Annotated in this window: 3 protein-coding genes; all 3 read right to left on the reverse strand. The window is 74.1% G+C overall.

Annotated features, from left to right (window positions below):
* Positions 1-30: 30 nt before the first annotated feature.
* The 3 genes from ACIOJE_RS21775 to ACIOJE_RS21785 are packed head-to-tail and all read right to left on the reverse strand — an operon-like array spanning position 31 to position 25554.
* Positions 31-1290 carry a cytochrome P450 gene (locus tag ACIOJE_RS21775; protein ID WP_280678983.1) on the reverse strand — a complete coding sequence of 420 codons (1260 nt, stop codon included), beginning with the start codon at positions 1288-1290 and terminating at the stop codon, positions 31-33.
* A 10-nt stretch (positions 1291-1300) separates the two neighbouring features.
* Positions 1301-1516 (reverse strand): MbtH family protein, encoded by a 216-nt coding sequence (locus tag ACIOJE_RS21780; RefSeq protein WP_280678985.1) that lies wholly within the window; start codon positions 1514-1516, stop codon positions 1301-1303.
* A 5-nt stretch (positions 1517-1521) separates the two neighbouring features.
* Positions 1522-25554: a non-ribosomal peptide synthase/polyketide synthase gene (locus ACIOJE_RS21785; protein WP_400777989.1), complete on the reverse strand. Its 24033-nt coding sequence runs from the start codon at positions 25552-25554 to the stop codon at positions 1522-1524.
* Between the last annotated feature and the right edge of the window lie 19 nt (positions 25555-25573).

A 25573-nucleotide genomic window follows, 5' to 3' on the forward strand; every position in this document is an offset into this window, starting at 1 on the left:
GGTCGGTTCTCCTTCGTCATCGTTCAGGTGTCAGTAGGTGAGCGGGAGGGCGCTCAGCCGCCGTTGCAGCGGGTTGGGCCGCCATTCGAGGGCCGCCCCGCCGGCGGCTTCGTCGGCCAGCCGCAGCTGCGGGAGCCGGCGGACCAGCGTGCTGACGGCCACCTCCACCTGGAGCTTGGCGAGCGGGCCGCCGAGGCAGAAGTGCGGGCCGTTGCCGAAGCTGAGGTGCCGGTTGCCGGGGCGGGACAGGTCGAGCCGGTCGGGGTCCTCGAAGCGCTCGGGGTCGCGGTTGGTCGCGGCGAGGAACAGGTACACCAGCTCGCCCTCGCGCAGTGTCCGCCCGCCGATCTCGACGTCCTCCGCGACGACCCGGACGATCGCCTGGGTCGGCGTGTCGTAGCGGGCCAGTTCGTCCACGGCGGTGCGGATCAGCGCCGGGTCCTCGCGCAGCCGGGCCAGCTGGCCGGGGTGGCGCAGCAGGGCGAGCACGCCGTTGCCGACCAGGTGGGTGGTGGTCTCGTCGCCCGCGGTGATCAGGACGAAGCAGGTGGACAGCAGTTCGGAGTCGGTGAGCCGGTCGTCCTGCGCCTGCGTCGCGACCAGGGCGCTGATCAGGTCGTCGCCCGGGTCGGCCCGGCGTCGGCGGACGAGTCGGGCGAGGTACTCCTCGTACTGCCCGATGGCCGCCTCGGACTTGTCGATGTCCTCGCTCATCCGGCCGAAGCGGCGGAACCAGGTCTTGACCTGCGGGCGGTCCTCGGGCGGGATGCCGAAGAGCTCGCAGACGACGGACAGCGGCAGCGGGGAGGCGACCGCCTCGATCAGGTCCATGGCCGGGCCCGCCGCGAGCGCCTCGTCGATGAGCCGGTCGACGATCCGCTGGATGCCGTCCCGCAGGGCTTCGACGCGCCGGGCGGTGAACGCGCGGTTGGCGAGCTTGCGCAACCGGGCGTGGTCCGGCGGGTCGGTGTTGGTCATCACCCGGCCGAGCCGGTCGGTGAGCCGGCTGAAGGCCTTCAGGTCGCCGCCGAGCGCGCCGTAGGCGCGGGTCATCCGGTCACGGTCGTTGGACAGCCGCAGGTCTCCCAGGGCCGCCTCGACGTCGGCGTAGCGGGTGAGGTGCCAGATGCCCTCGGCGCTGCGGTGGACCGGGCTCTCGCGCCGCATGCGGGCGTAGAACGGGTACGGGTCCCGGCGGGCCTCGGGCGTGCGCAGCGCCGCGGCGAGGTCGCCGGGCCGGGCGAGGCCCGCGCTGCCGCGGGCCTCGCCCAGGGTGTCGGTGGAGGTCACGTCGGCCGCGTTACCGCTGGGTGTCCATGGCGTCGGCCAGGCTCTTGGGCCGCATGTCGGTCCAGGACTGCTCGACGTACTCCAGGCAGGCGGCGTGGGTGTCGGGGCCGTGCGTGGCGGTCCAGCCCTCGGGGACGTCCGCGAACTGCGGCCACAGCGAGTGCTGGTTCTCCGGGTTGACGAGCACGAGGAAGGTGCCGTCCTGATCATCGAAGGGGTTGGTCATGGGAATCAGTCCTCCTGGTTGTGGATGGGGGTGTCACAGATGTCACCGGTGTCACCGGTGGCTTCGGCGAGCTTGGCGGCCAGGATCGGTCCGATCTGGGCCAGCGAACCGGCTTGGGTCATCCGGTTGTGCCGGGTGGCGATCTCGTGCGATTCGATCCGGCCGGCGATGTAGGGGCGCCAGATCCCGGGCCCGGCGTTGTCCTCGGTCCGGTCGATCGTGGAGTTGAAGAGCAGCAGGTCTCCGTCGAACTCTCCGGGAACGAAGTCGACCGCCAGCTTCGCGTTGTTGATCATGATCTGGACGATGACCTCGATCTGCCGCTCCGTCAGCCCGGCCAGCGCGCTGCCCCGCCGGTTCAGGATCTCGGCGACCTCGCCGTAGGTCAGCGCCCGGTCGCCCAGCTCGTCCGGGTCGACGTCGAGCACACCGACCAGCACGTCCCGCTCGGTGGGCACGGGCACCTCCTCGAACTGCACGTCCTTCACCGGGTAGGCGTCGAGGATCGCCAGCAGTGCGGTGCGCTCGCCGCGCGACTGGAGCTCGCAGGCGAGCGCGTGGGCGATCAGCCCGCCGGCGGACCAGCCGAGCAGCAGGTACGGGCCCTCCGGCTGGATCTTGCGGATCTGCTCGGCGTAGTCGGCCGCCATCTCCTCGAAGGACGTCGGCAGCGGTTCGGGCCGGCCGAGGCCGCGCGCCTGGATCGCGTAGACCGGGTGCTGGGGACCGACGTGGTTCAGGAGCCCGCTGTACGACCAGCTGATGCCGCCGCCGGGGTGGATGCAGAACAGCGGTGTCCCGTTCCCGGTGGTGCGCAGCGGCAGCACCACGTCCAGCGCGTCGTCCGGATCGTTCATGACCAGGCGTTCGGTGAGCCCGGCCACGGTCGGCGCTTCGAACAGCGTGCGCAGGCCCAGCTCGACGCCGAGGGTCTCGCGAACGCGGGACGCCAGGCGGGCGGCCAGCAGCGAATGCCCGCCCAGGCCGAAGAAGCTGTCGTCGATGCGGACCTGCTCCCGGCCGAGGACCTCGGCGAACAGGTCGCACAGCAGCTGCTCCTGCGGCGTCCGGGGGCCGCGCCCGGTGCCCGGCGCACCGTACTCGGGGGCGGGCAGGGCGACCCGGTCCAGCTTGCCGTTGGCGGTCAGCGGCAGCGCGTCCACGGTGACGAACGCCGACGGCACCATGTACTCGGGCAGTTCGCGGCGCAGCCGGTCGGACAGCTCGCCCGGCTCGGGCACCCCCTCGGGGGCGGCCACCAGGTAGGCGACGAGCCGCTTGTCGCCGGGCTGGTCCTCGCGGGCCACCACGGCTGCCTGGGCGACGCCCGGGCAGCTCGCGAGCACGGCCTCGATCTCACCGGGCTCGATCCTCAGACCGCGCAGCTTGACCTGGTGGTCAGCCCGTCCGGCGAACTCCAGCGTGCCTCCCCCAGCGCCCCCGGCCTGGCGGCCGGGAGGTGCCCCCACCGGCCGGGGGTGCCCCCATGCCTGCCACCACGCCAGGTCGCCGGTGCGGTACATCCGGCTCCCGGCCGGACCGTACGGGTCGGCAGTGAACCGCTCGGCGGTCAGACCCGGGCGGCCCAGGTAGCCGCGGGCCACGCCCACTCCCGCGAGGTACAGCTCGCCGACCATGCCCGTCGGCACCGGCCGCAGGTGGTCGTCGAGCACGTAGGCCCGCATGTTGGCCATCGGAGCGCCGATCGGCACGGTCGCGGCGTCCTCGGAGAGGGTGCGCACCGGGTGGCAGGTGGCCAGGGTCGTGGCCTCGGTCGGCCCGTAGCCGTTGACCACCTCGAGGCCGGGGCAGGCCGCGCGCACGCGGGCGACGGCGGCCGGGGAGACCACGTCACCGCCGGTCCAGACCTCGCGGACCCCGGCGAGCAGGCCCGGCCGCTCCTCGGCGACCAGCCGGAACAGGCCTGCCGTCAGCCACAGGCCGGTGACCCGGTGCTCGGCGACCGTCCGCTCCAGCAGGTCGAGGTCGAGCCGCTCCGGTGGGGCGACCACGACCCGGCCGCCGCTGAGCAGCGGCACCCACAGCTCGTACGTCGAGAGGTCGAAGGCGGTCGGGGAGTGCATCAGCACCCGCTCGTGTCCGCCGCCGCGCCATTCGGGGGTGAGTGCGAGGCCCACCACGTCGCGGTGGGTGACGGCCACGCCCTTCGGCCGCCCGGTGGATCCGGAGGTGTACATGATGTACGCCAGCTGCCGGGGGTCGCAGGGGACTTCGAGTTCGGACGAGTCGGGCTCGGCCTGGACCAGCTCGGTCAGCACGTCCTCGGTGAGCGCCAGCGCGGCCCCGGTCTCCCGCAGGATCAGCTCGATGCGGGACGACGGGAAGCGCGAGTCGAGCGGCACGTAGGCGCCGCCCGCCTTGACGATCGCGAGGATCGCCACGACCAGCTCCGCCGAGCGCTCCAGCATGACCGCGACCGGCGTCTCCGGCCGGACGCCCCGGCGGGTCAGCGCCCGCGCGAGGCGGTTGGTCCGCAGGTCGAGTTCCCGGTAGGTCAGCTCGGTGCCGCCGGCCACGACCGCCACGGCGTCCGGGGTGGCCCGGACCTGGCGGGCGAACAGTTCCGGCACCGCGGCCTCGGGCAGCTCGGCGGTGGCGCCCGTGAACTCGGACAGCAGCCGGTGGCGTTCCTCGCCGGACATGATGTCGATCCGGCTGATCGGCCGGTCGGGGTCGGCGGCCGCCGTGCGCAGCAGCCGCGCCCAGCGGTCGAACAGCAGCTCCACGGTGGGCGCGTCGAACAGGTCGGTGGCGTACTCCACCGCGCCGACCAGGCCGTCGAGGCTGGGGGCACCTCCCGGGCCGCTAGGCCCAGGGGGACCGTCCGGGCGGAACTGCTCGGCCAGGCTGAAGGTCAGGTCGACCCGGGATGTCCCGGTCGGCGCCTCCAGGTGGCCGGTCTCCAGCCCCGGCAGCGCGAACTCGCCCAGCGGCGCGTTCTGCAGAGCCAGCATGATCTGGAACAGCGGGTGGTGGGCCAGCGAGCGCACCGGGTTGACCACCTCGACCAGGTACTCGAACGGCACATCCTGGTGGTCGTACGCGGTGAGCGCCTTGTGCCGCACCCGGCCGAGCAGTTCGGCGAAGCCGGGGTCGCCGGTCGTGTCGGTGCGCAGCACCAGGGTGTTGACGAAGAAGCCGACGAGCTCGTCCAGCGCCTGGTCGGTGCGGCCGGCGATCGGGCTGCCGATCGGGATGTCCGTACCGGCGCCGAGCCGGGTGAGCAGCGCGGCGAGACCGGCCTGGAGCACCATGAACAGGCTGGCGCCCCGCTCGGCGGCCAGGTCCCGCAGAGCCTGGTGCAGTTCGGCGTCCAGCCGGACCACGACCCGGCCGCCCAGCTGGGAGGCCACCGGCGGCCGGGGCCGGTCGGCGGGCAGCTGTACCTGCTGCGGAAGCCCCGCCAGCTCGTCCTTCCAGTAGGCCAGTTGCCGGGCGAACAGGCTGTCCGGATCGGCGGCGTCGCCGAGCAGATCGCGTTGCCAGCGGGTGTAGTCGGCGTACTGCACCGGCAGCGGGGACCACTGCGGCTCCTCGCCCCGGCAGCGCGCCGCGTAGGCCGCCGCGAGGTCGCCGGAGAGCGGGCCCATCGACCAGCCGTCGGCGGCGATGTGGTGCACCACGACCAGCAGCACGTGCCGGTCGGGGGCGAGCGCGTACAGCTCCGCCCGGACCGGCGGCTCCGCGGCGAGGTCGAAGCCGCGCCGGGCCACGGCCGCCAGCCGTTCGGCCAGCCGGCTCTCGTCGAGCTCGACCACCGGCAGCTCCGGGTGCGCCTCCGAAGTGCTCAGCACGACCTGGTACGGCACGCCGTCCGTCTCCCGGAAGACGGTCCGCAGGCTCTCGTGCCGGGCGATCACGTCCGCCAGCGCGGTGTGCAGGGCCGACCGGTCGAGTCCGCCGGTCAGGCTCAGCGCGAGCGGCATGTTGTAGGTGGCGCTCGGCCCGTCCATCCGGTGCAGGAACCACAGGCGGCGCTGGGCGAAGGACAGCTGTACCAGCTCGGGGCGCGGGTGGGCGGTCAGCGCGGGCCGCGCCGTTCCGGAGCCGTCGAGACGGGCCGCCAGCCCGGCCACGGTCGGGGTCTCGAACAGCGTGCGGACCTCCAGCTCCGCGCCGAGCGTCGCCCGCACCCGGGAGGCCAGGCGGGTCGCCAGCAGCGAGTGCCCGCCCAGGTCGAAGAAGCTGTCCTCGACACCGACCTGGGCCAGCCCGAGCACCTCGGCGAACAGTTCGGCGAGGAGCTGCTCCTGCGGGGTGCGCGGCGCCCGCCCGGCTCCGGCGGAGCCGAGGTCGGGAGCGGGCAGCGCGCGGCGGTCGAGCTTGCCGCCGGCCGTCAGCGGAAGCGTCTCCAGCACCACGAACGCCGAGGGGATCAGGTAGTCGGGCAGTCGCCCGCGCAGCCAGTCGCGGAGGTCCCCGATGAGGGCGCCGGTGCCCCGGCTTCCGGTCGGGCGGTTGGTCAGCGAGGACAGCGTCCCGCCGGTGGCCCTGGCCGGCCGGTACGGCTCGACCGGGGAGCCGTGGTGCGCCCGCGGATCCGCGAAGACGACGTCCACGGCGTCGGCCTGGGTGGCCGACCAGGTGACTCCCACCCGGCGGTCGCGTTCCCGCCCGAGCTCGTGGAAGTCGTCCGGGTCGGGCAGGCCGCCCTCCTCCGGGGCGTGCAGCCGTTCCAGCAGCTCGGCGAGCGAGGCGTCCCCGTCCTGCACCGCACGGGCCAGGGCGGACTCCCGCGCCACCCGGCGGTTGGGCACCCCGGTGACCCGCAGCGCGCCCGCGAGCGGCCGGGCGAGCAGCTCGCGCAGCTCGGCCAGGCCGGCGACCTGCCGCCCCCACTCCAGCTCGACCGGCTCGCTCGTGGCGGCCGGGGCGACCGGCGACTTGTGCAGCGTCACGTCGTAGCGGTAACGGCTCAGTTCGTTGTGGTGGCGGCCGCGCTTGACCTCCACGGCCACCGCACCGATGTCCGCACCGATGTCCGCACCGTGCTCCCGCAGGGCGGTGAAGAAGTCCGGGTCGACCAGGAGTTCCTTCTCGACCCGGAGGGCCTGCTCCACGGCGCGGCGCACCGTCGCGAGGTCGGCGCCGGCGCCGGTCCGGTGCAGTTGGACGGCCGTGGCCAGCGGGCGCAGCAGCCGCAGGTTGCGGACGTCGCCGATGAAGAGCGCGCCGCCGGGGGCGAGCAGCCGCATCAGCTTCCCGATCACGTCCGCCAGGTAGTCGGCGGACGGGAAGTACTGCACCACCGAGTTGATCACGATGGTGTCGAAAGTCCCGGCGGGCAGTCCGTCGGTGTCGTGCGCCGGGCGGGTCTGCAGCACGACGCGCTCGGCCAGGTCCTCCTGTCGGACCACCTGGGCGGCCAGCGCCTCGATCGCGGTCGCGGAGAAGTCCGTCGCCCAGTAGGTCTCGCAGTGCGGCGCGATCTGCGAGAGCAGCAGACCGGTGCCGACGCCGACCTCCAGCACCCGGCGGGGGCGCAGGGCCAGGATGCGGGAGACGGTCGCGTCCCGCCATTCCCTCATCTGCTCGACCGGGATCGGGCTCGCGTCGTAACTGCTGTTCCAGCCCACGAAGTTCTGGCCGAAGGCGGCTTCCTCGGGGGTGATGGGCAGGGCGTCGTAGATGTCCTGCCACTCGCCCACGTGGTCGGCTTCGAGACCGCTGTCCCGGGACGCCTCCGGATGCGGGACGACGTAGCCGATGAGCCGGTCGTCCTGGGCGAGGACGGCGGCCCGGGCGACGGCGGGGTGCTCGGCCAGAGCCACCTCGACCTCGCCGGGCTCGACCCGGAAGCCGCGCACCTTCACCTGTTGGTCGGCGCGGCCGACGTACTCCAGCTGGCCGTCGGCGCGCCAGCGCACCACGTCGCCGGTGCGGTACATGCGCTCGCCGTCGTTGCCGAACGGACAGGCGACGAATCGTCCGGCCGTCAGACCGGGCCGGTCCAGGTACCCGCGCGCCAGCCCGGCGCCGGCCACGTACAGCTCCCCCGGCACGCCCGGCGGCACCGGCCGCAGCCGCTCGTCCAGCACGTACACCCGGGCGTTGGCGATCGGACGGCCGATCGGCGGCACACCCGTCGCCGGGGACAGCGGGTCGCTCATGGTCGCGCACACCGTCGTCTCCGTCGGACCGTACGCGTTGATCATCCGCCGGCCGGGCGCCCAGCGCTCCACCAGCTCCGGCGGGCAGGCCTCACCAGCCACCACCAGCGTGGAGACGGTCAGCGAGTGCTCCGGCAGGGCGGCCAGGATGGACGGCGGCACGGTCACGTGGGTGACCGCCAGGCCCGGGTCGGTCAGCGCGGCCACCGGCTCGGCTGCGGGCAGCACCAGGACCGCGCCGCGCAGCAGGGCGGTGAAGATCTCCGACACGGAGGCGTCGAAGCTGGGCGAGGCGAACTGGAGCACCCGACTGCCGGGTTCGATCGCGAACCGCTCGATCTGGGCGGCCACCAGACTGGCCACGCCGCCGTGGCCGACCACGACGCCCTTGGGGCGGCCGGTCGAGCCCGAGGTGTAGATCACGTACGCCGGGTGCCGGACGTCCAGCGCGACCACCGGATCGCTCTCCGGCCATTCGGCGACTTCGGACACCAACACCGGATCGTCGACCACCACCACCGGCCGCGCGTCCTCCAACATCAACGCGATCCGCGCCTGCGGGTACGCCGGATCCACCGGAAGGTACGCCGCCCCGGCCTTCAACGCCCCCAGGACGGCCACCACCGACTCCACCGACCGCGGCAACGCCACCGCCACCAACTGCTCCGCACCCACACCCCGGGCGATCAGGGAATGCGCGAACCGGTTCGCCCGGGCATTCAACTGCCGATACGTCAACTCCAGACCGCCGCAGACCAGCGCGACCGCATCCGGCGTCGCCGCCACCTGCACCGCGAAGGCCTGCGGCACGGGGACGGCGTCCACCTCGCGGGCTGTCGCGTTGCCCCGCTCCAGCAGCCGGTGCCGCTCGTCCGCGTCGAGGAGGTCCATCCGTCCGATCGGCTGCTCCGGATCGGCGGTGACCGTCTCCAGCAGGAGCGTCCAGCGCCGGGCGAGGGCGGCGACCGTCGACCGGTCGAACAGGTCGGTGGCGTACTCCACCACGCCGACGATCCCGGCCGGACTGCCGTCCGGACCGAACTGCTCGGCGAGGCTCACGCCGAGGTCGAACTTGGCGGTGCCGGTGGCCACCGCGAAGGTGGCCACGTCCAGGCCGGGCAGCGCGAACCGGCCCATCGGCGCGTTCTGCACGGCCAGGATGGTCTGGAACAGCGGGTGGTGCGACAGCGACCGGGACGGGTTCAACACCTCCACCAGGTGCTCGAACGGCACGTCCTGATGCGCGAACGCCTCCAGCGCCGTCTCCCGCACCCGCCCCAGCAACTCGACGAACGACGGATCACCGCTCGTGTCCGTGCGCAGCACCAGCGTGTTGACGAAGAACCCGACCAGCTCGTCCAGCGCCTCGTCCGTACGCCCCGCGATCGGACTCCCGATCGGAACGTCCGTCCCCGCACCCAACCGCGTGTACAGCGCGGCGAGCGCCGCCTGCAGCACCATGAACAGACTGGTGCCGGTACGCCGCGCCAACTCTGTCAGGGCTGCGTGCAGTTCGGGGCTCAGTTGCAAGCCGACCTGGTCCCCGCGCCAGCCCGCGACGGCCGGCCGCGGCCGGTCGGTGGGCAGCGGGAGCAGCTCCGGAAGGCCGGCCAACTGGCGCTTCCAGTAGTCGAGCTGTTCGGCGAACCGGCTTTCCGGGTCGGATGCGTCACCGAGCAGGTCGCGCTGCCACAGTGTGTAGTCGGTGTACTGCACCGGCAGGAGCGACCAACCCGGCGAGCGACCCTCGCACCGGGCGGCGTACGCCTCGGCCAGGTCGCGGGCCAGCGGCCCGGTGGACCAGCCGTCACCGGCGATGTGGTGCATCACCAGCAGCAGCACGTGCTCGTCCGGCGCGACCGCGAACAGCTCGGCCCGCAGCGGGGGTTCCGCCGCCAGGTCGAAGGGCTGCCGGGCGAACTCGGTCAGCCGCTCCGTCAGCTCGGCCGCCGGCACCTCGGTCAGCCGCGCCCGGGGCCGGGCCGCGCCGGGGTGCAGGACGAGCTGGCACGGTACGCCGTCGACCTCCGGGAAGACCGTCCGCAGGCTCTCGTGCCGGGCCACCACGTCGGCCAGCGCCTCGTCCAGTGCCGCCCGGTCGAGCGTCCCGGTCAGTCGGAGCGCCAGCGGAATGTGGTAGGTCGCGGTGGCACCGTCCATGCGGTGCAGGAACCAGAGCCGGCGCTGGGCGAAGGAGAGCGGCACAGCCTCGGGCCGCTCGTGCGCGGTCAACGCCGGGCGGGCGTGGCCCGCCTCGCTCAGCGCCACACTCAGGCCCGCCACGGTGGGCGCCTGGAAGAGCGCGCGCAGCCCCAGTTCCACACCGAGCACCGAGCGCACCCGCGCGGCCAGCCGGGTGGCGAGCAGGGAGTGCCCGCCGAGGTCGAAGAAGTCGTCGTCGACACCGACCTTCGCCAGCCCGAGCACCTCCGCGAACAGCCCGCACAGGATCTGCTCCTGCGGGGTGCGCGGCGCCCGGCCCGCCTCCGTGGTCACCGACTCGGGCGCGGGCAGCGCCGCCCGGTCCAGCTTCCCGTTCGGCGTCACCGGCAGCGCGTCCAGCACCACGAAGACGGCCGGCACCAGGTAGTCCGGCAGGCGCTCGCGCAGGTGCGCCGCCAGCTCGGCAGGGCGAACCGCCGCCTCGGGACGCACGGCCACGTAGCCGATGAGCCTCTCGTCCTGAGCGAGGACGGCGGCCCGGGCGACGGCGGGGTGCTCGGCCAGAGCCGCCTCGACCTCGCCGGGCTCGACCCGGAAGCCGCGCACCTTCACCTGTTGGTCGGCGCGGCCGACGTACTCCAGCTGGCCGTCGGTGCGCCAGCGCACCAGGTCGCCGGTGCGGTACATGCGCTCGCCGTCGTTGCCGAACGGGCAGGCGACGAAACGTCCCGCCGTCAGACCCGGCCGGTTCAGGTAGCCGCGCGCCAGACCCGGCCCCGCGACGTACAGCTCCCCCGGCACGCCCGGCGGCACCGGCCGCAGCCGCTCGTCCAGCACGTACGTCCGGAAGCCCGCGACCGATCGGCCGATCGGCGGCACACCGGCCGACGGCGACAGCGGCTCGCTCATGGTCGCGCACACCGTCGTCTCCGTCGGACCGTACGCGTTGACCATCCGCCGGCCGGGCGCCCAGCGCTCCACCAGCTCCGGCGGGCAGGCCTCACCCGCCACCACCAGGGTGGTGGCCGTGAGCTCGGCGCCGTCCAGCGCGGCCAGGGCCGAGGGCGGCAGCGTCACATGGGTGACGGTCAGGCGGCGGTCCGTCAGGGCCTCCAGCGGGGCCTCGGCCGGGGCCAGGACGAGGGCGGCACCGGTCAGCAGGGCGCTGCACAGGTCCCAGAAGGACGCGTCGAAGCTGGGCGAGGCGAACTGGAGCACCCGGCTGCCGGGCGACACGCCGAGCCGCTCGACCTGCGCCGCCACCAGGCCCGACACACCGGTATGGCTCACCGCCACGCCCTTGGGGCGGCCGGTCGAGCCCGAGGTGTAGATCACGTACGCCGGGTGCCGGACATCGAGCGCGACCACCGGATCGCTCTCCGGCCATTCGGCGACTTCGGACACCAGCACCGGATCGTCGACCACCACCACCGGCCGCGCGTCCTCCAGCATCAACGCGATCCGCGCCTGCGGGTACGCCGGATCCACCGGAAGGTACGCCGCCCCGGCCTTCAACGCCCCCAGGACGGCCACCACCGACTCCACCGACCGCGGCAACGCCACCGCCACCAACTGCTCCGCACCCACACCCCGGGCGATCAGGGAATGCGCGAACCGGTTCGCCCGGGCATTCAGCTCCCGATACGTCAACTCCGCGCCGCCGCAGACCAGCGCGACCGCATCCGGCGTCGCCGCCACCTGCACCGCGAACAGCGCCGGCAGGCTCGCCGTGGCCTCCCCTTCCACCACGGCGGGGAGCAGCTCACCGCTCTCCTCGGCGGACAGCAGGTCGATCCCGCCGATCCGCTGGTCCGGAGCGACTGCGACCGCGGCCAGCAGCCTGGTCCAGCGGGCGACCAACGTCTCGACCGTCGCGCGGTCGAACAGGTCGGTGCTGTACTCGACCGCGCCGCCGAGCCCGGCCGGCGCGCCGTCGGGCCCGTACTCCTCCGCGAGGCCGAAGGTCAGGTCGAGCCGCGAAGTCCCGGTGGGCACTGCCACCCCGGAGACCCGGAGGCCGGGGAGTTCGAAGTCGCCGCCCGGCGCGTTCTGCACGACCAGCCCGGTCTGGAACAGCGGGTGGTACGACAGCGACCGGGACGGGTTCAACACCTCCACCAGGTGCTCGAACGGCACGTCCTGGTGCGCGAACGCCTCCAGCGCCGTCTCCCGCACCCGCCCCAGCAACTCGACGAACGACGGATCACCGCTCGTGTCCGTGCGCAGCACCAGCGTGTTGACGAAGAACCCGACCAGCTCGTCCAGCGCCTCGTCCGTACGCCCCGCGATCGGACTCCCGATCGGAACGTCCGTCCCCGCACCCAACCGCGTGTACAGCGCGGCGAGCGCCGCCTGCAGCACCATGAACAGCGTCGCACCCGAGCGCCGCGCCAACTCCACCAGCGCCGCGTGCAGTTCGGCGTCGATCCGGATGTCCAGCAGGTCGCCGCCGTACGACATGGCGGCCGGACGCGGCCGGTCGACGGGCAGCTGCAGCTGGTCGGGCAGCCCGGCCAACGCCTCGGTCCAGTAGCCGACCTGGCGTGCGAACACGCTGTCGGCGTCGTGCTCGTCGCCGAGGATCTCGTGCTGCCACAGGGTGTAGTCGCTGTACGTCACCGGCAGCGCCGGCCATTCGGGTGTCCCGCCACCCTGCCGGGTGGCGTAGGCGGTGGCGAGGTCGTGAGCCAGCGGGCCCATGGACCAGCCGTCGCCGGCGATGTGGTGCACCACCAGCAGCAGCACGTGCTCGTCCGGCGCGACCGCGAACAGCTCGGCCCGCAGCGGCACCTCCGAGGTCAGGTCGAAGCCGCGCACCGCAGCCTCGCGCAGCAGGGCCGGCACCTCCGACCCGCCCGCCGCGCGCACCGTCAGCGGGACGACGGCCTCGGCCGCCTCCAGCACCCGCTGGTGCGGGACTCCGTCGGTGTCCGGGAAGACCGTGCGCAGGGTCTCGTGCCGGGCCACCACGTCCCCGAGCGCGGCGCTCAGGGCGGCCCGGTCGAGGCGGCCGGACAGCCGCAGGGCCAGCGGCATGTGGTAGGTGGCGCTCGGTGCGCCGAACTGCTGGAGGAACCAGAGCCGGCGCTGGGCGAACGACAGCGGCATCGGCTCGCGGCGCGGCCGGGGAACCAGGGCCTGCCGCGCGGTGCCCGCGCCGTGCAGCCCGGCCGCGAGCCCGGCGGGCGTCGGCGTCCGGAACAGGCTGCGCAGCTCCAGCTCGACGCCGAGGGTCGCCCGGACCCGCGACATCAGCCGGGTGGCGAGCAGGGAGTGCCCGCCGAGGTCGAAGAAGTCGTCGTCGACACCGACCCGCGGCAGGCCCAGGACCTCGGCGAACAGCTCGCAGAGGATCTGCTCCTGCGGGGTGCGCGGCGCCCGCCCGGCTCCGGCCGGGCCGAGGTCGGGAGCGGGCAGCGCCGCGCGGTCCAGCTTCCCGTTCGGCGTCAGCGGCAGTACGTCCAGGAGCACGAACGCCGACGGCACCAGGTAGTCCGGCACCCGCTCGCGCAGGTACGCCGCCAGTGTCTCCGTGGTGGCCGGCCCCTCGGCCGAGGGAACCACGTACGCGACGATCCGGGTCTCGCCCGGCTTGTCCTCACGGGCGAGCACCGCGACCTGGGCCACGCCCGGGTGCGCGGCCAGCTCCGCCTCGATCTCGCCGAGCTCGACCCGGAAACCACGCACCTTCACCTGGTGGTCCACCCGGCCCGCGAACTCCAGCTCGCCGTCGGCGCGCCAGCGGACCAGGTCCCCGGTGCGGTACATCAGCGTGCCCGCCGGACCGTACGGGTCGGCCACGAACCTGCTCGCTGTCAGCGCCGGTCGGTTCAGGTAGCCGCGGGCCAGCCCCGCCCCGGCCAGGTACAGCTCGCCCGTCACCCCGGGGGCGACCGGCCGCAGCGCCTGATCCAGCACGTACGCCCCGCAGTTGGCGATCGGCCGACCGATCGGCACCGGCAGCGGGCAGTCGGCGGGGTCGGCCGGCAGCGGGTAGGCGGTGATCACATGGGTCTCGGCAGGCCCGTAGTGGTTGTGCAGCGTCCGGCCCGGGCGACGGGTCTGGAAGCGGCGCACCGCGCCGCCGAGCCGCATCGCCTCGCCGGCCTGCGCGACCAGCCGCAGACTCGGCAGCTCCAGCCCGGCCTCCTCGGCGGCCTCGGCCAGCGCCTCGACCACCAGGTTGGGGGCGAACAGCTCGGCGACCCGGTGCCGGTCGAGCCAGTGCGCGAACAGCTCGGCGCTGCGGCGCTGCTCCTCGGTCGGCACGACCAGGGTCTTGCCGTACAGCAGCGCGGAGAGCAGCTCCTGCACCGAGACGTCGAAGCCGATCGCGGTGAACTGCGCGGTGCGCGTGCCGGGTTCGCCGCCGACGGCCCGGTGGTGCCACGCCAGCAGGTTCAGCAGACCGGCGGCGGGCATCACCACGGCCTTGGGCCGGCCGGTGGAGCCGGAGGTGTAGATGACGTAGGCCGGGTGCCGCGCGTCCACGGAGACGGCCGGATCGTACTCCGGCTGCTCCTCGGCCGGGGTGACGGCCGCGAGGTCGTCGAGGACGACGGCCGGCCGCGCGTCCTCCAGCATGTACGCGATGCGGGCGGCCGGGTAGTCCGGGTCGATCGGCAGGTACGCCGCGCCCGTCTTGAGCACCGCGAGGACGGCGACCACCAGCTCGGCCGAGCGCGGCAGCCGCAGGGCGACGACCTGCTCCGGCCCCACCCCCCGGGCGATCAGCGCGTGCGCCAGGCGGTTGGCCCGGCGGTTCAACTCGCGGTACGTCAGCACGGTGTCCTCGAACACCACTGCCGGGGCCTGCGGGGTCGCCCGGACCTGTGCCTCGAACAGGGCCGGCAGGCCGTCGGCGGGAACCGGGCGGGCGGTGTCGTTGCGCGCCACCAGCAGCTCGTGCCGCTCCTCGGCGGTGAGGACGTCGATCCGGCTCAGCGGCCGGTCCGGCTCGGCGACCACCGCCGCCAGCAGGCGCAGCCACCGGGCGACCAGCGCCTCCACCGTGGTGTGGTCGAACAGGTCGGTGCTGTACTCGACCCGCCCGACGATGCCCTCGGCCGGCCCGCCGGTGCCGCCGCGCTCCAGCAGGTGGAAGCCGAGGTCGAACATCGCCGTGGGCGTCCGGACCAGGAGGATCTCGGCGTCCAGACCGCTCAGCTCGAACTCGGTGCGGGGCACGTTCTGCAGCGCGAGCAGCACCTGGAACAGCGGCTGGCGGGCGAGCGACCGGGACGGGTTGAGGGCCTCGACGACGTGCTCGAACGGCAGGTCCTGGTGCGCGTACGCGGCCAGCGCGCCCTCCCGGACCCGGGCCAGCAGCTCGGCGAACGACGGGTCGCCCGAGGTGTCGGTCCGCAGCACCAGGGTGTTGACGAAGAAGCCGACGAGGTCGTCCAGCGCCTGGTCCGTCCGGCCAGCGATCAGGCTGCCGACCGGGATGTCGTCGCCCGCGCCGAGCTTGTCCAGCACCGCCGCCAGCGCGGCCTGCAGCACCATGTAGACGCTGGCACCGCGCTCCCGGCCCAGGCGCACCAGTGCGCCGTGCAGTTCCGCGTCCAGGTCGATCGCCAGGTGCCCACCACGGTAGGAGGCGGTCGCCGGGCGGGGCCGGTCGGCGGGCAGCCGGATCTGCTCCGGCAGGCCGGCCAGCCGCTCCGTCCAGTAGGCCGACTCCCGGGCGAACAGGCTGGTGGGATCGTCGCGGTCCCCGAGCAGCCGCCCGTGCCACCGGGTGTAGTCGGCGTACTGCACCGGCAGCGGTGCCCACCGCGGTTCCTCGTGCCGGTGGCGCGCCGCGTACGCGGTGGCCAGGTCGGCGGCCAGCGGGCCCAGCGACCAGCCGTCACCGGCGATGTGGTGCACCACCAGCAGCAGCACGTGCTCGTCGGCGGAGAGTTCGAACAGCTCGGCGCGCAACGGCGGTTCGGCCGCGAGGTCGAAGCCGCGCACGGCGGCGCGGGCCAGCAGCTCCGTCAGGCTCGTCTCGTCGGCCGGGGTGACCGGCAGTTCCGGCCGCACCGTCCCGGCGGCCAGTACCTGCTGGTACGGGACGCCGTCCACCACGCGGAAGACCGTGCGCAGGGTCTCGTGGCGGTCGACGACGTCGCCGAGGGCCGCCTCCAGGGCCACCCGGTCCAGCGGGCCGGAGAGCCGCCACGCCAGCGGCATGTGGTAGCTCGACCCGGCGCTCTCCAGCTGGTGCAGGAACCACAGCCGCCGTTGGGCGGACGACAGCGGTACCAGGTCGGGCCGCGCCGCCCGCTCCAGGGCGGGCCTGGCCCGGCCTGCGCCGCCCAGCCCGGCGGCCAGCCCGGCCACCGTCGGGGTCCGGAACAGGGCGTGCAGGGTCAGCTCCACGCCCAGGGTCGCGCGGACCCGGGCCACCAGGCGGGTGGCGAGCAGGGAGTGCCCGCCCAGGTCGAAGAAGTCGTCGTCGAGGCCGACCTCCGGCAGGCCCAGCAGTTCGGCGAACAGCCCGGCCAGCACCTGCTCCTGGGGGGTGCGCGGCGCCCGGCCGAACCGCTCCCCGATGAACTCGGGCTCGGGCAGGGCGCGCCGGTCGAGCTTGCCGTTGGCGTTCAGCGGCAGGGCATCGAGGGGGACGAACGCGGCGGGCACCATGTAGTCCGGCAGCCGCTCGCGCAGGTGGGCGCGCAGTTCCTCCGAACGGAGCTCCGCACCGACGGCGGGCACCAGGTAGGCGACCAGGCGGGTGTCCGCCGCCCGGTCCTTCCGCGCGATCACCGCGACCTGACCGACCTGCTGGTGCTCGGCCAGGGCCGTCTCGATCTCGCCGAGCTCGATCCGGAAGCCGCGCACCTTCACCTGGTCGTCGGCCCGGCCGAGGTACTCCAGCTGGCCGTCGGCACGGCGCCGCACCAGGTCGCCGGTACGGTACATCCGCGCGCCCGCCGGACCGAACGGGCAGGCCGTGAACCGGCCGGCCGTCAGACCCGGCCGGTTCAGGTACCCGCGCGCAAGACCCGGCCCCGCGACGTACAGCTCCCCCACCACCCCCGGCGGCACCAGGCCGAGGTGCTCGTCCAGCACGTACGCCCGGAAACCGGCGACGGGACGGCCGATCGGCGGCACGCCCGAGCCCGGCGACAGCGGCTCGCTCATCGTCGCGATGACCGTCGTCTCGGTCGGACCGTAGGCGTTGATCATCCGCCGGCCCGGCGCCCACCGCGTCACCAGCTCCGGCGGGCACGCCTCGCCCGCCACCGCCAGCACCGGCACGGCCACGTCGTCCGGCGAGAGCGCCGCCAGCACCGACGGCGGCACCGTCGCGTGGGTGAGCGCGAGGCTCGGGTCGGTCAGCGCGGCGACCGGCTCGGTCGCGGGTGCCGGCACCAGGGCGGCGCCGGTGAGCAGGGCGCCGCACAGGTCCCACAGGGAGACGTCGAAGCTCGGCGAGGAGAACTGGAGCACCCGGCTGTCGGCGTCGATGCCGAGCCGCTCGGCCTGCTCGGCGACCATGCCCGGCAGGCCCGCGTGGCTCACCACCACGCCCTTGGGGCGACCGGTCGAGCCCGAGGTGTAGATCACGTACGCCGCGTTCCCGGGCGCGAGGCGGACTCCCGGGTCGGTGTCCGGCAGCCCGGCCGGCGCGGGGTCCGCGTCGAGCAGCAGCCGGTCGGGGCCGCCCGCCCCGGGCAGGAGCGGGTCCAAGTCGGTGGTGGTGACCAGCAGTGCCGGCCGGGCGTCGTCGAGCAGGTACGCGATCCGGGCGGCCGGGTAGCCCGGGTCGATCGGCAGGTAGGCGGCCCCGGCCTTGTGCACCGCCAGGACGGCGACCACCAGCTCGACCGAGCGGTGGAGGGCCAGCGCCACCAGCTGCTCCGGCCCCACCCCTCGTGCGATCAGGGCGTGTGCCAGCCGGTTGGCCCGGGCGTCGAGCTCGCCGTACGTCAGCGTGAAGCCCTCGCCCACCACGGCCACCGCCTCGGGCCGCTCCTCGACCCGGGCCCGGAACAGCGCGGGCAGGTTCCCCACCGGGACCGGGCGTGCCGCGTCGTCCGGAGCGGGCAGCAACTCGCGGCGCTCCTCGGCGGACAGCAGGTCGATGCGGCCGAGCCGCCGCTGCGGGTCGGCGACGGCCGCGGTCAGCAGTCGGACCAGCCGGGCCACCATCGTCTCGACGGTGGCCGGATCGTACAGGTCGCTCGCGAACTGGACGGACACGTCGATCCCGGCCGGGGAGCCGTCCTCGGTGTGCCGTTCGGCCAGCGCGAACCCCAGGTCGAACTTCGAGGTGGTGGTGGCCGGCTCCACCTCCTCGACCCGTAGCCCGAGCGGGGCGAACTCGGCCCGGACGTTGTTCTGCAGCACCAGCATGACCTGGAACAGCGGGTGGTGGGAGAGCGACCGGGACGGGTTGAGCGCCTCGACCAGGTACTCGAACGGCAGGTCCTGGTTGGCGTAGCCGGCCAGCGCGGTGTCCCGGACCCTGGCGAGCAGCTCGGCGAAGGTCGGGTCGCCCGAGGTGTCCGTCCGGAGCACGAGGGTGTTGACGAAGTAGCCGACCAGTTCGTCCAACGCCTGGTCGTTGCGGCCGGCGGTGAGGCTGCCGACCGGGATGTCGTCGCCCGCGCCGAGCCTGCTCAACAGCCCCGCGAGCCCGGCCTGGAGCACCATGAACAGACTGCTGCCGCCGGTACGGGCGAGCTCACGCAGCCCGCGGTGCAGCTCCGCGTCCAGCTCGGCCCGCACGTGGCCGCCCCGTTGCGAGGCGACCACCGGGCGGGGTCGGTCGATGGGCAGCTGGATCTGTTCCGGCAGATCGGCCAACTGCCGTGTCCAGTAGGCCGCCTGGCGGGCGAACGGGCTGTCGCTGTCGGTGGCCTCGCCGAGCAGCTCCTGCTGCCACAGGGAGTAGTCGGCGTACTGGACGGCGAGCGGTTCCTGTCGCGGCTGCTCACCGCGGCAGCGGGCCGCGTAGGCCTCGGTGAGGTCGGCGGCCAGCGGGCCCAGCGACCAACCGTCACCCGCGATGTGGTGGAGCACCAGCAGCAGCACGTGCTCGTCCGGCGCCAGCTCGAACAGCTCCGCGTGCAGCGGGAGTTCGGCCTCCAGGTCGAACCGGTGGGCCTGCACCGCGGCCAGCGCGCCGGGCAGCTCGGCCTCCGTGGTCCGGCGCGCGGCCAGCCCCGGGCGGGCCGCCGCCACGTCCAGCACCCGCTGGTACGGCACGCCGTCCACCACCGGGAAGACCGTCCGCAGGGCCTCGTGCCGGGCCACCACGTCCGCCAGGGCCTCGTGCAGCGCCTCCGGGTCGAGCCGGCCGGACAGCCGCCAGGCCAGGGGGATGTTGTAGTTCCCGCTGTCGCCCTCCAGCTGGTGCAGGAACCACAGCCGCCGCTGCGCGAACGACAGCGGGAGCTGCTCGGGCCGCCGGACCGGCGCCAGCGCCGCCTGCGCAGGACCGGCGGCCACCAGGGCGGCGGCCAGGGCGGCCGGGGTCGGCGCCTCGAACAGCGTGCGCAGCGGCATCTCCACGCCGAGCGTGGCACGGATCCGGGCGGCCAGCCGGGTGGCCAGCAGGGAGTGCCCGCCCAGGTCGAAGAAGCCGTCCTCGACACCCACCGGCGCCGCGCCGAGGACCTCGGCGAACAGCTCGCACAGAACGTGCTCCTGCGGGGTGCGCGGCGCGCGGCCGGTGCCCGCGGGGGCGAGGTCGGGAGCGGGCAGGGCCCGGCGGTCCAGCTTGCCGTTGGCGGTCAGCGGCAGCGCGTCCAGCACCACGAAGGCCGACGGCAGCATGTGCTCCGGCAGCCGCCCGGCCAGGTGCGCGCGCAGGTCGGCCGCGCGCGGTGCGGTGCCGGTGGCGGGCACCAGGTAGGCGACCAGCCGGGTGTCGTCCACCCGGTCCTGCCGGGCCAGCACGGCGGCCTGGGCGACGCCGGGGTGCGCGGCGAGCGCCGCCTCGATCTCGCCGAGCTCGATCCGGAAGCCGCGGATCTTGACCTGCTGGTCGGCCCGGCCGACGTAGCGCAGGCTGCCGTCCGCCGCGCGGCGCACCACGTCGCCGCTGCGGTACATCCGGGAGCCGGCCGGCCCGAACGGGTCGGCCACGAACCGCCCGGCCGTCAGACCCGGCCGGTTCAGGTAGCCGCGCGCAAGACCCGGCCCCGCGACGTACAACTCGCCCGCGACGCCCGGCGGCACCGGCCGCAGGCCGTCGTCGAGCACATACGTCCGCAGGTCCGGGATCGCCGTGCCGATCTGGCCGACCGGGGTACCGGACCGGTCGAGTGCCGCGTGGGTGACGTGCACCGTGGTCTCGGTGATGCCGTACATGTTGACCAGCCGCGGCGCGTCGTCCGGGTGCCGCTCGTACCAGCTCGCGAGGCGGGCGGCCTCCAGCGCCTCGCCACCGAACACCACCGTGCGCAGGGCGAGTTCACGGCCGGTCCCGGGCGCCTCGCCGTCCGCCTGGATCAGCTGGTGGAAGGCGGACGGCGTCTGGTTGAGCACGGTCACCCGTTCGCGGGCGAGCAGCTCCAGGAACCGGCCGGGCGAGCGGCTGGTCTCGTGGTCCACGACCACCAGTCGGCCGCCGTGCAGCAGCGCGCCCCACAGCTCCCACACCGAGAAGTCGAAGGCGTAGGAGTGGAAGAGCGTCCAGACGTCCTCGGCGGAGAAGCCGAACAGTTCCCGGGTGGTGTCGAACAGCCGCACCACGTTCCGGTGCGGGACCACGACGCCCTTGGGGTTGCCGGTGGAGCCGGAGGTGTGGATGACGTAGGCCGGGTGGCCGGGATCGACCGCGACCTCCGGGTCGGTGTCCGGCTGTCCGTCCAGGTCGGCGGTGTCCAGCGGCAGCCGGTCCACGCCGTCCGCTCCCGGCAGGTCGCCGGTCCGGCTGGTCGTCACGAGCAGCGCGGGCCGGGCGTCCTGGAGCAGGTAGGCGATCCGGGCCGCGGGGTACTCCGGGTCCACCGGCACGTACGCGGCGCCGGCCTTGAGCACCGCGAGGATCGCGACCACCAGCTCGGCCGAGCGCGGCAGCGCCAGCGCGACGAGCCGCTCCGGCCCCACGCCCCGGTCGATCAGGGCGTGCGCGAGCCGGTTGGCGCGGGTGTTCAACTCGGCGTACGTCAGCGACACTTCGCCGCTCACCACCGCGGTCGCGGCCGGGTTCGCCCGTACCTGCCGCTCGAAGAGCGCGGTGATACCGGTCTCCGGCAGCTCGCCGGCCCGGCCTTCACCGACCGGCAGCAGCGCGCGGAGCTCCTCCGCGGACAGGACGTCCACCCGGCCGATCCGCCGGCCGGGGTCGGCGACCACGGCCCGCAGCAGCCGGAGCCATCGCTCGACGATCCCCGCGACAGTGGCCGCGTCGAAGAGGTCGGTGCTGTACTCCACCACGCCCGACAGCCCGTCCGCACCGGGCTGTTCGGTGACCATGAAGGTCAGGTCGCACTTGGCCGTCCCGGTGTGGACCAGGTCGGTCGCCACCCGCAGCCCCGGCAGCTCGAACGCGCCGAGCGGCGCGTTCTGCAGGGCCAGCATGGTCTGGAACAGCGGGTGGTGCGCCAGTGTCCGGGCCGGGTTCAGCGCCTCCACCAGGTGCTCGAACGGCACGTCCTGGTGCGCGTACGCGGCCAGCGCGTCGCCGCGCACCCGGCCGAGCAGTTCGGTGAACGACGGGTCGCCCGACAGGTCGGTGCGCAGCACCAGGGTGTTGACGAAGAAGCCGACCAGGTCGTCCACGGCCTCGTCGGTGCGCCCGGCGATCGGCGTGCCGATCGGGACGTCGGTGCCCGCACCGAGCTTGCCCAGCAGGGCGGCCAGTCCGGCCTGGAGCACCATGAAGAGGCTGGCCCCGCCGTCCCGGGCGAGCGCGCGCAGGCCCTGGTGCAACTCGGCGTCGATCCGCACCGGCAGGTGGGCGCCCCGATAGGACATCGCGGCCGGCCTGGGCCGGTCGAAGGGCAGTTCCACCTGCTCGGGCAGACCCGCCAACTGTTCTTGCCAGTAAGCGAGCTGGCCGTTCAGCAGGCTGTCCCGGTCCGAGCCGTCGCCGAGCAGCTCCCGCTGCCAGAGGGCGTAGTCGGCGTACTGGACCGGCAGCGGCGACCACTCCGGCTTCGCCCCGTCGGATCGGGCCGCGTAGGCGGTCGTCAGATCCTGCGAGAGCGGCCCCATCGACCAGCCGTCACCGGCGATGTGGTGCACCACGAGCAGCAGTACGTGCTCCTCCGGTCCCAGCTGGAACAGTTCCGTGTGCAGCGGCGGCTCCGCGGAGAGGTCGAAGCCGTACCGGGCCGCCTGCGCCAGCCGGTCCGGCAGGTCGCGCTCACCGGCCTCGGTCACCCGCAGCCGCGGCCGTGCCGCGTCGAGGTCCAGCACCCGCTGGCACGGCACGCCGTCGACCGTCGGGAAGGTGGTGCGCAGGCTCTCGTGCCGCTCGACCACGTCCGCCAGGGCGGCCTCCAGGGCCCGCTGGTCCAGGTTTCCGGACAGCCGCAGCGTCAGCGGGATGTTGTACGTGGCGCTCGGGCCCTCCATGCTGTGCAGGAACCACAGTCGCCGTTGCGCGAAGGACAGCGGGACCGTCTCCGGCCGCTCGCGCCGCCCCAGGGCCGGCCGCGCCCGGCCCGCGACGTCCACCGCCGCCGCCAGTTCCGCCACCGTCGGCGCGTCGAACAGGTCGCTCAGCCTCAGCTCCACGCCGAGCACCGACCGTGCCCGGGCGACGAGCCGGGTGGCCAGCAGCGAATGTCCGCCGAGGTCGAAGAAGCTGTCGTCCGGCCCGGCCTCGGCCACCCCGAGCACCTCGGCGAACAGCCCGGCGAGCAGGTGCTCGGTCGCGGTGCGCGGGGCGCGGCCCGGGGTGGCGGCGATCTGCTCGGGTGCCGGGAGGGCCCGACGGTCGAGCTTCCGGTTCGGTGTCAGCGGCAGCGCGTCCAGCGTCACGAACGCGGCCGGCACCATGTACTCCGGCAGCCGCTCGCGCAGGTGCTCGCGCAGCTCGGCCACGGTCACCCCGGCACCGGATGCCGGCACGACGTAGGCGACCAGCCGGGCGTCCTCTTCGGTACGCACCACAACGGCGGCCTGCGCGACCTGCGGGTGCTCGACGAGCACGGCCTCGATCTCGCCGAGTTCGATCCGGAATCCCCGGATCTTGACCTGGTCGTCGGTACGGCCGAGGAACTCCAGGTTCCCGTCCGTACCCCATCGCACCAGGTCACCGGTGCGGTACATGCGGGAGCCGGCCGGGCCGAACGGGTCGGCCACGAACCGCCCGGCGGTCAGAGCCGGCCGGTTCAGGTAGCCCCGTGCCAGGCCCGCGCCGGCGATGTACAGCTCGCCCGTGCCGCCCGTGGGCATCGGTCGCAACGCGCCGTCCAGCACGTACAGCCGGGCGCCCGGGACCGGCCGGCCGATCACCGGGCGCCGGCTCGACTCCAGCGGCGCGACGACCGAGTTCACGGTGCACTCGGACGGCCCGTAGAAGTTCAGGCAGGACACCCCGTCGGCCTCACGGAGCTGCTCCCACAACCGCTCCGGAACGGCCTCCCCACCGGCTGCGACCACCGCCGGACGCCACCGCGGATCGTCCAGCAGTCCCCGTGCGACGAGGACTTGGAGGTAGGACGGGGTGGCCTCGATGAAGTCGAGGCGACGGCGCCGGGCGTAGTCGACGAAGGCGTCCGGGTCGGTCCAGGTCGCGTGGTCCAGGACGTGCAGTTCGTGGCCCGCGAACAGGGCCAGCAGTTGGTTCCAGGAGGCGTCGAACGACACCGACGTGGTCAGCGCCACCCGCAGCCGTTGCCGGTCCTTCAGCAGTGGCGGGAACAGTGTCTGCTGCTGGCCGGCGAACAGGTGGAGCAGCCCGCCGTACGTCGGCACCACGCCCTTGGGCCGCCCGGTGGAACCGGAGGTGTAGATGACGTAGGCCGGGTGCTCCGGATCGACGGCCACCTGCGGATCCGCTGCCGGGCAACCCGCGACCAGCGCGGCCGTCTCCGGGTCGTCGACCACCAGCCGCTCGGCGGCACCGGGCTCCGGCAGCCGGTCCCGGGTGCGGGAGTCGGTCACCACCAGGACCGGTCGGGCGTCGTCGAGCAGGTACCCGATCCGGGCGGCGGGGTACTCCGGATCGACCGGGACGTACGCCGCCCCCGCCTTGAGCACCGCGAGGACCGCGACCACCAGCTCGGCCGAACGCGGCAGGGCCACCGCCACCGGCCGCTCCGGCCCCGCCCCGCGGGCGATCAGGGCGTGCGCCAGCCGGTTCGCCCGCGCGTCCAACTCCGCGTACGTCAGGGACGCGTCCGGCCCCACCACCGCGACAGCGTCCGGCGTCGCCCGCACCTGTGCCCGGAACACTTCCGGCAGGCTGCCGGCGGAGCCCTCGGCCGCCGAGCCGGCGCCCAGCTCCAGGAGGTCCCGCTCCTCGTCCGCGGCGACCAGGCCGAGCCGGCCGACCGGCTCCTGCGGGGCGCAGTCCGCGACGGTGTCCAGCAGCGCGAGCAGGCGCCGTTGATGGACGGCGAGTTCGTCGGTGCTCCAGGTCTGGGGCGCACCCTTGAGTTCGACCCGGAGTTCGTTGTCTCCCCGCCGACCGGTGATCCAGAGGGACAGCCCGGTGATCGGCTCCGGGAGCAGGTAGTGCAGCGTGGCGGGGTGCCCGGCGAAGCTCAGCGCGGAGTCGAAGGCCATGATGTTGACGACGAGCGGGAACGTCGCCCCGCCGGCACCGGGAGCGCCGAGGTCCCGGAACACGTCCTCGCTGCGGTAGCGCTGGTGCGCGAGGGCCGCGTCGGACTCCCGTGCCACCTCGGCGACCAGCTCGTGCCACCGCGTGTCCGGCCGCACCGACAGACGCAGGGGCACCACGTTCGCCACCGCGCCGGCGGAGGTCATCAGGGCGCGTTCGGCTCCCTCGCGCCCGGTGACGGGAAGGCCGATCAGCACGTCCCGGTCCCCGGTGAGCCGGTGGGTGTAGAGCGCTGCCGCCGCGATCAGCGCCCGCGACCAGTGGACTTCGGTCTCCTGTGCCGCCGACCGCAGCGCGTCCACGCGGAGCACCGCCGGTTCCACCACGGAACGGGGGCCGCTCCCGCTGCGCGGAGCCCGACCGGCGAGATGGGTCGGTTCCGGCCGGTCGGCGAACCGCTCCGTCCAGTACGACCGATCGGAGGCGAACTGCTCCGAGGTGCGGTAGTCGGCGTCGCTGCGGAGCAGGACGTCCAGGGAACGGAACGACGACGGCGGGACCGGTCCGCCTGCGGCCAGCGCGGTGTACACCCGCGTGATCCGCCGCCGGACGAGGGAGAGGCCGAATCCGTCCATCACCAGGTGGTGGTAGTTCTGGTACAGGATGTGGTGCGTCGGCGAGAGGCTGATCAGCGCGAAGCTGAAGAGCGGGTCACGGGTGAGGTCCAGCGGGCGCACCCGGTCCCGGGCCATCCATGCCAGGGCCGCCGCCCTGGGTTCGGGCTCCGAGCCGAGGTCGAGCCGGGCCGGTGTCCAGTCCCATCCCGCACGGACGATCTGACGCGGGTCCTGCCCGTCGTGGTCGAAGCTCACGTGCAGCGCGTCGATCTCGTCGACGGCCCGGCGCAACGCGGTCCCGACGAGCTCCGCGTCGACCGGTCCGTGGATCTCCAGGTAATCGCCGATGCGGTAGGCGTCGAGTGCCGTCCGCGCGTGCTGTTCGGCGAGCCAGATCTCGCGCTGTGCCGCGGTCAGGGGAAGGACGTCGCCGTCGCGACGGGACATGGGGGTACCTCCAGAAGTG

Source organism: Kitasatospora sp. NPDC087861 (assembly GCF_044742585.1).
Classification (GTDB): Bacteria; Actinomycetota; Actinomycetes; order Streptomycetales; family Streptomycetaceae; genus Kitasatospora.

Coding starts and splice junctions, on each gene's coding strand:
- ACIOJE_RS21785 (WP_400777989.1), bottom strand. CDS start 25,554: ATGTCCCGTCGCGACGGCGACGTCCTTCCCCTGACCGCGGCACAGCGC.
- ACIOJE_RS21780 (WP_280678985.1), bottom strand. CDS start 1,516: ATGACCAACCCCTTCGATGATCAGGACGGCACCTTCCTCGTGCTCGTC.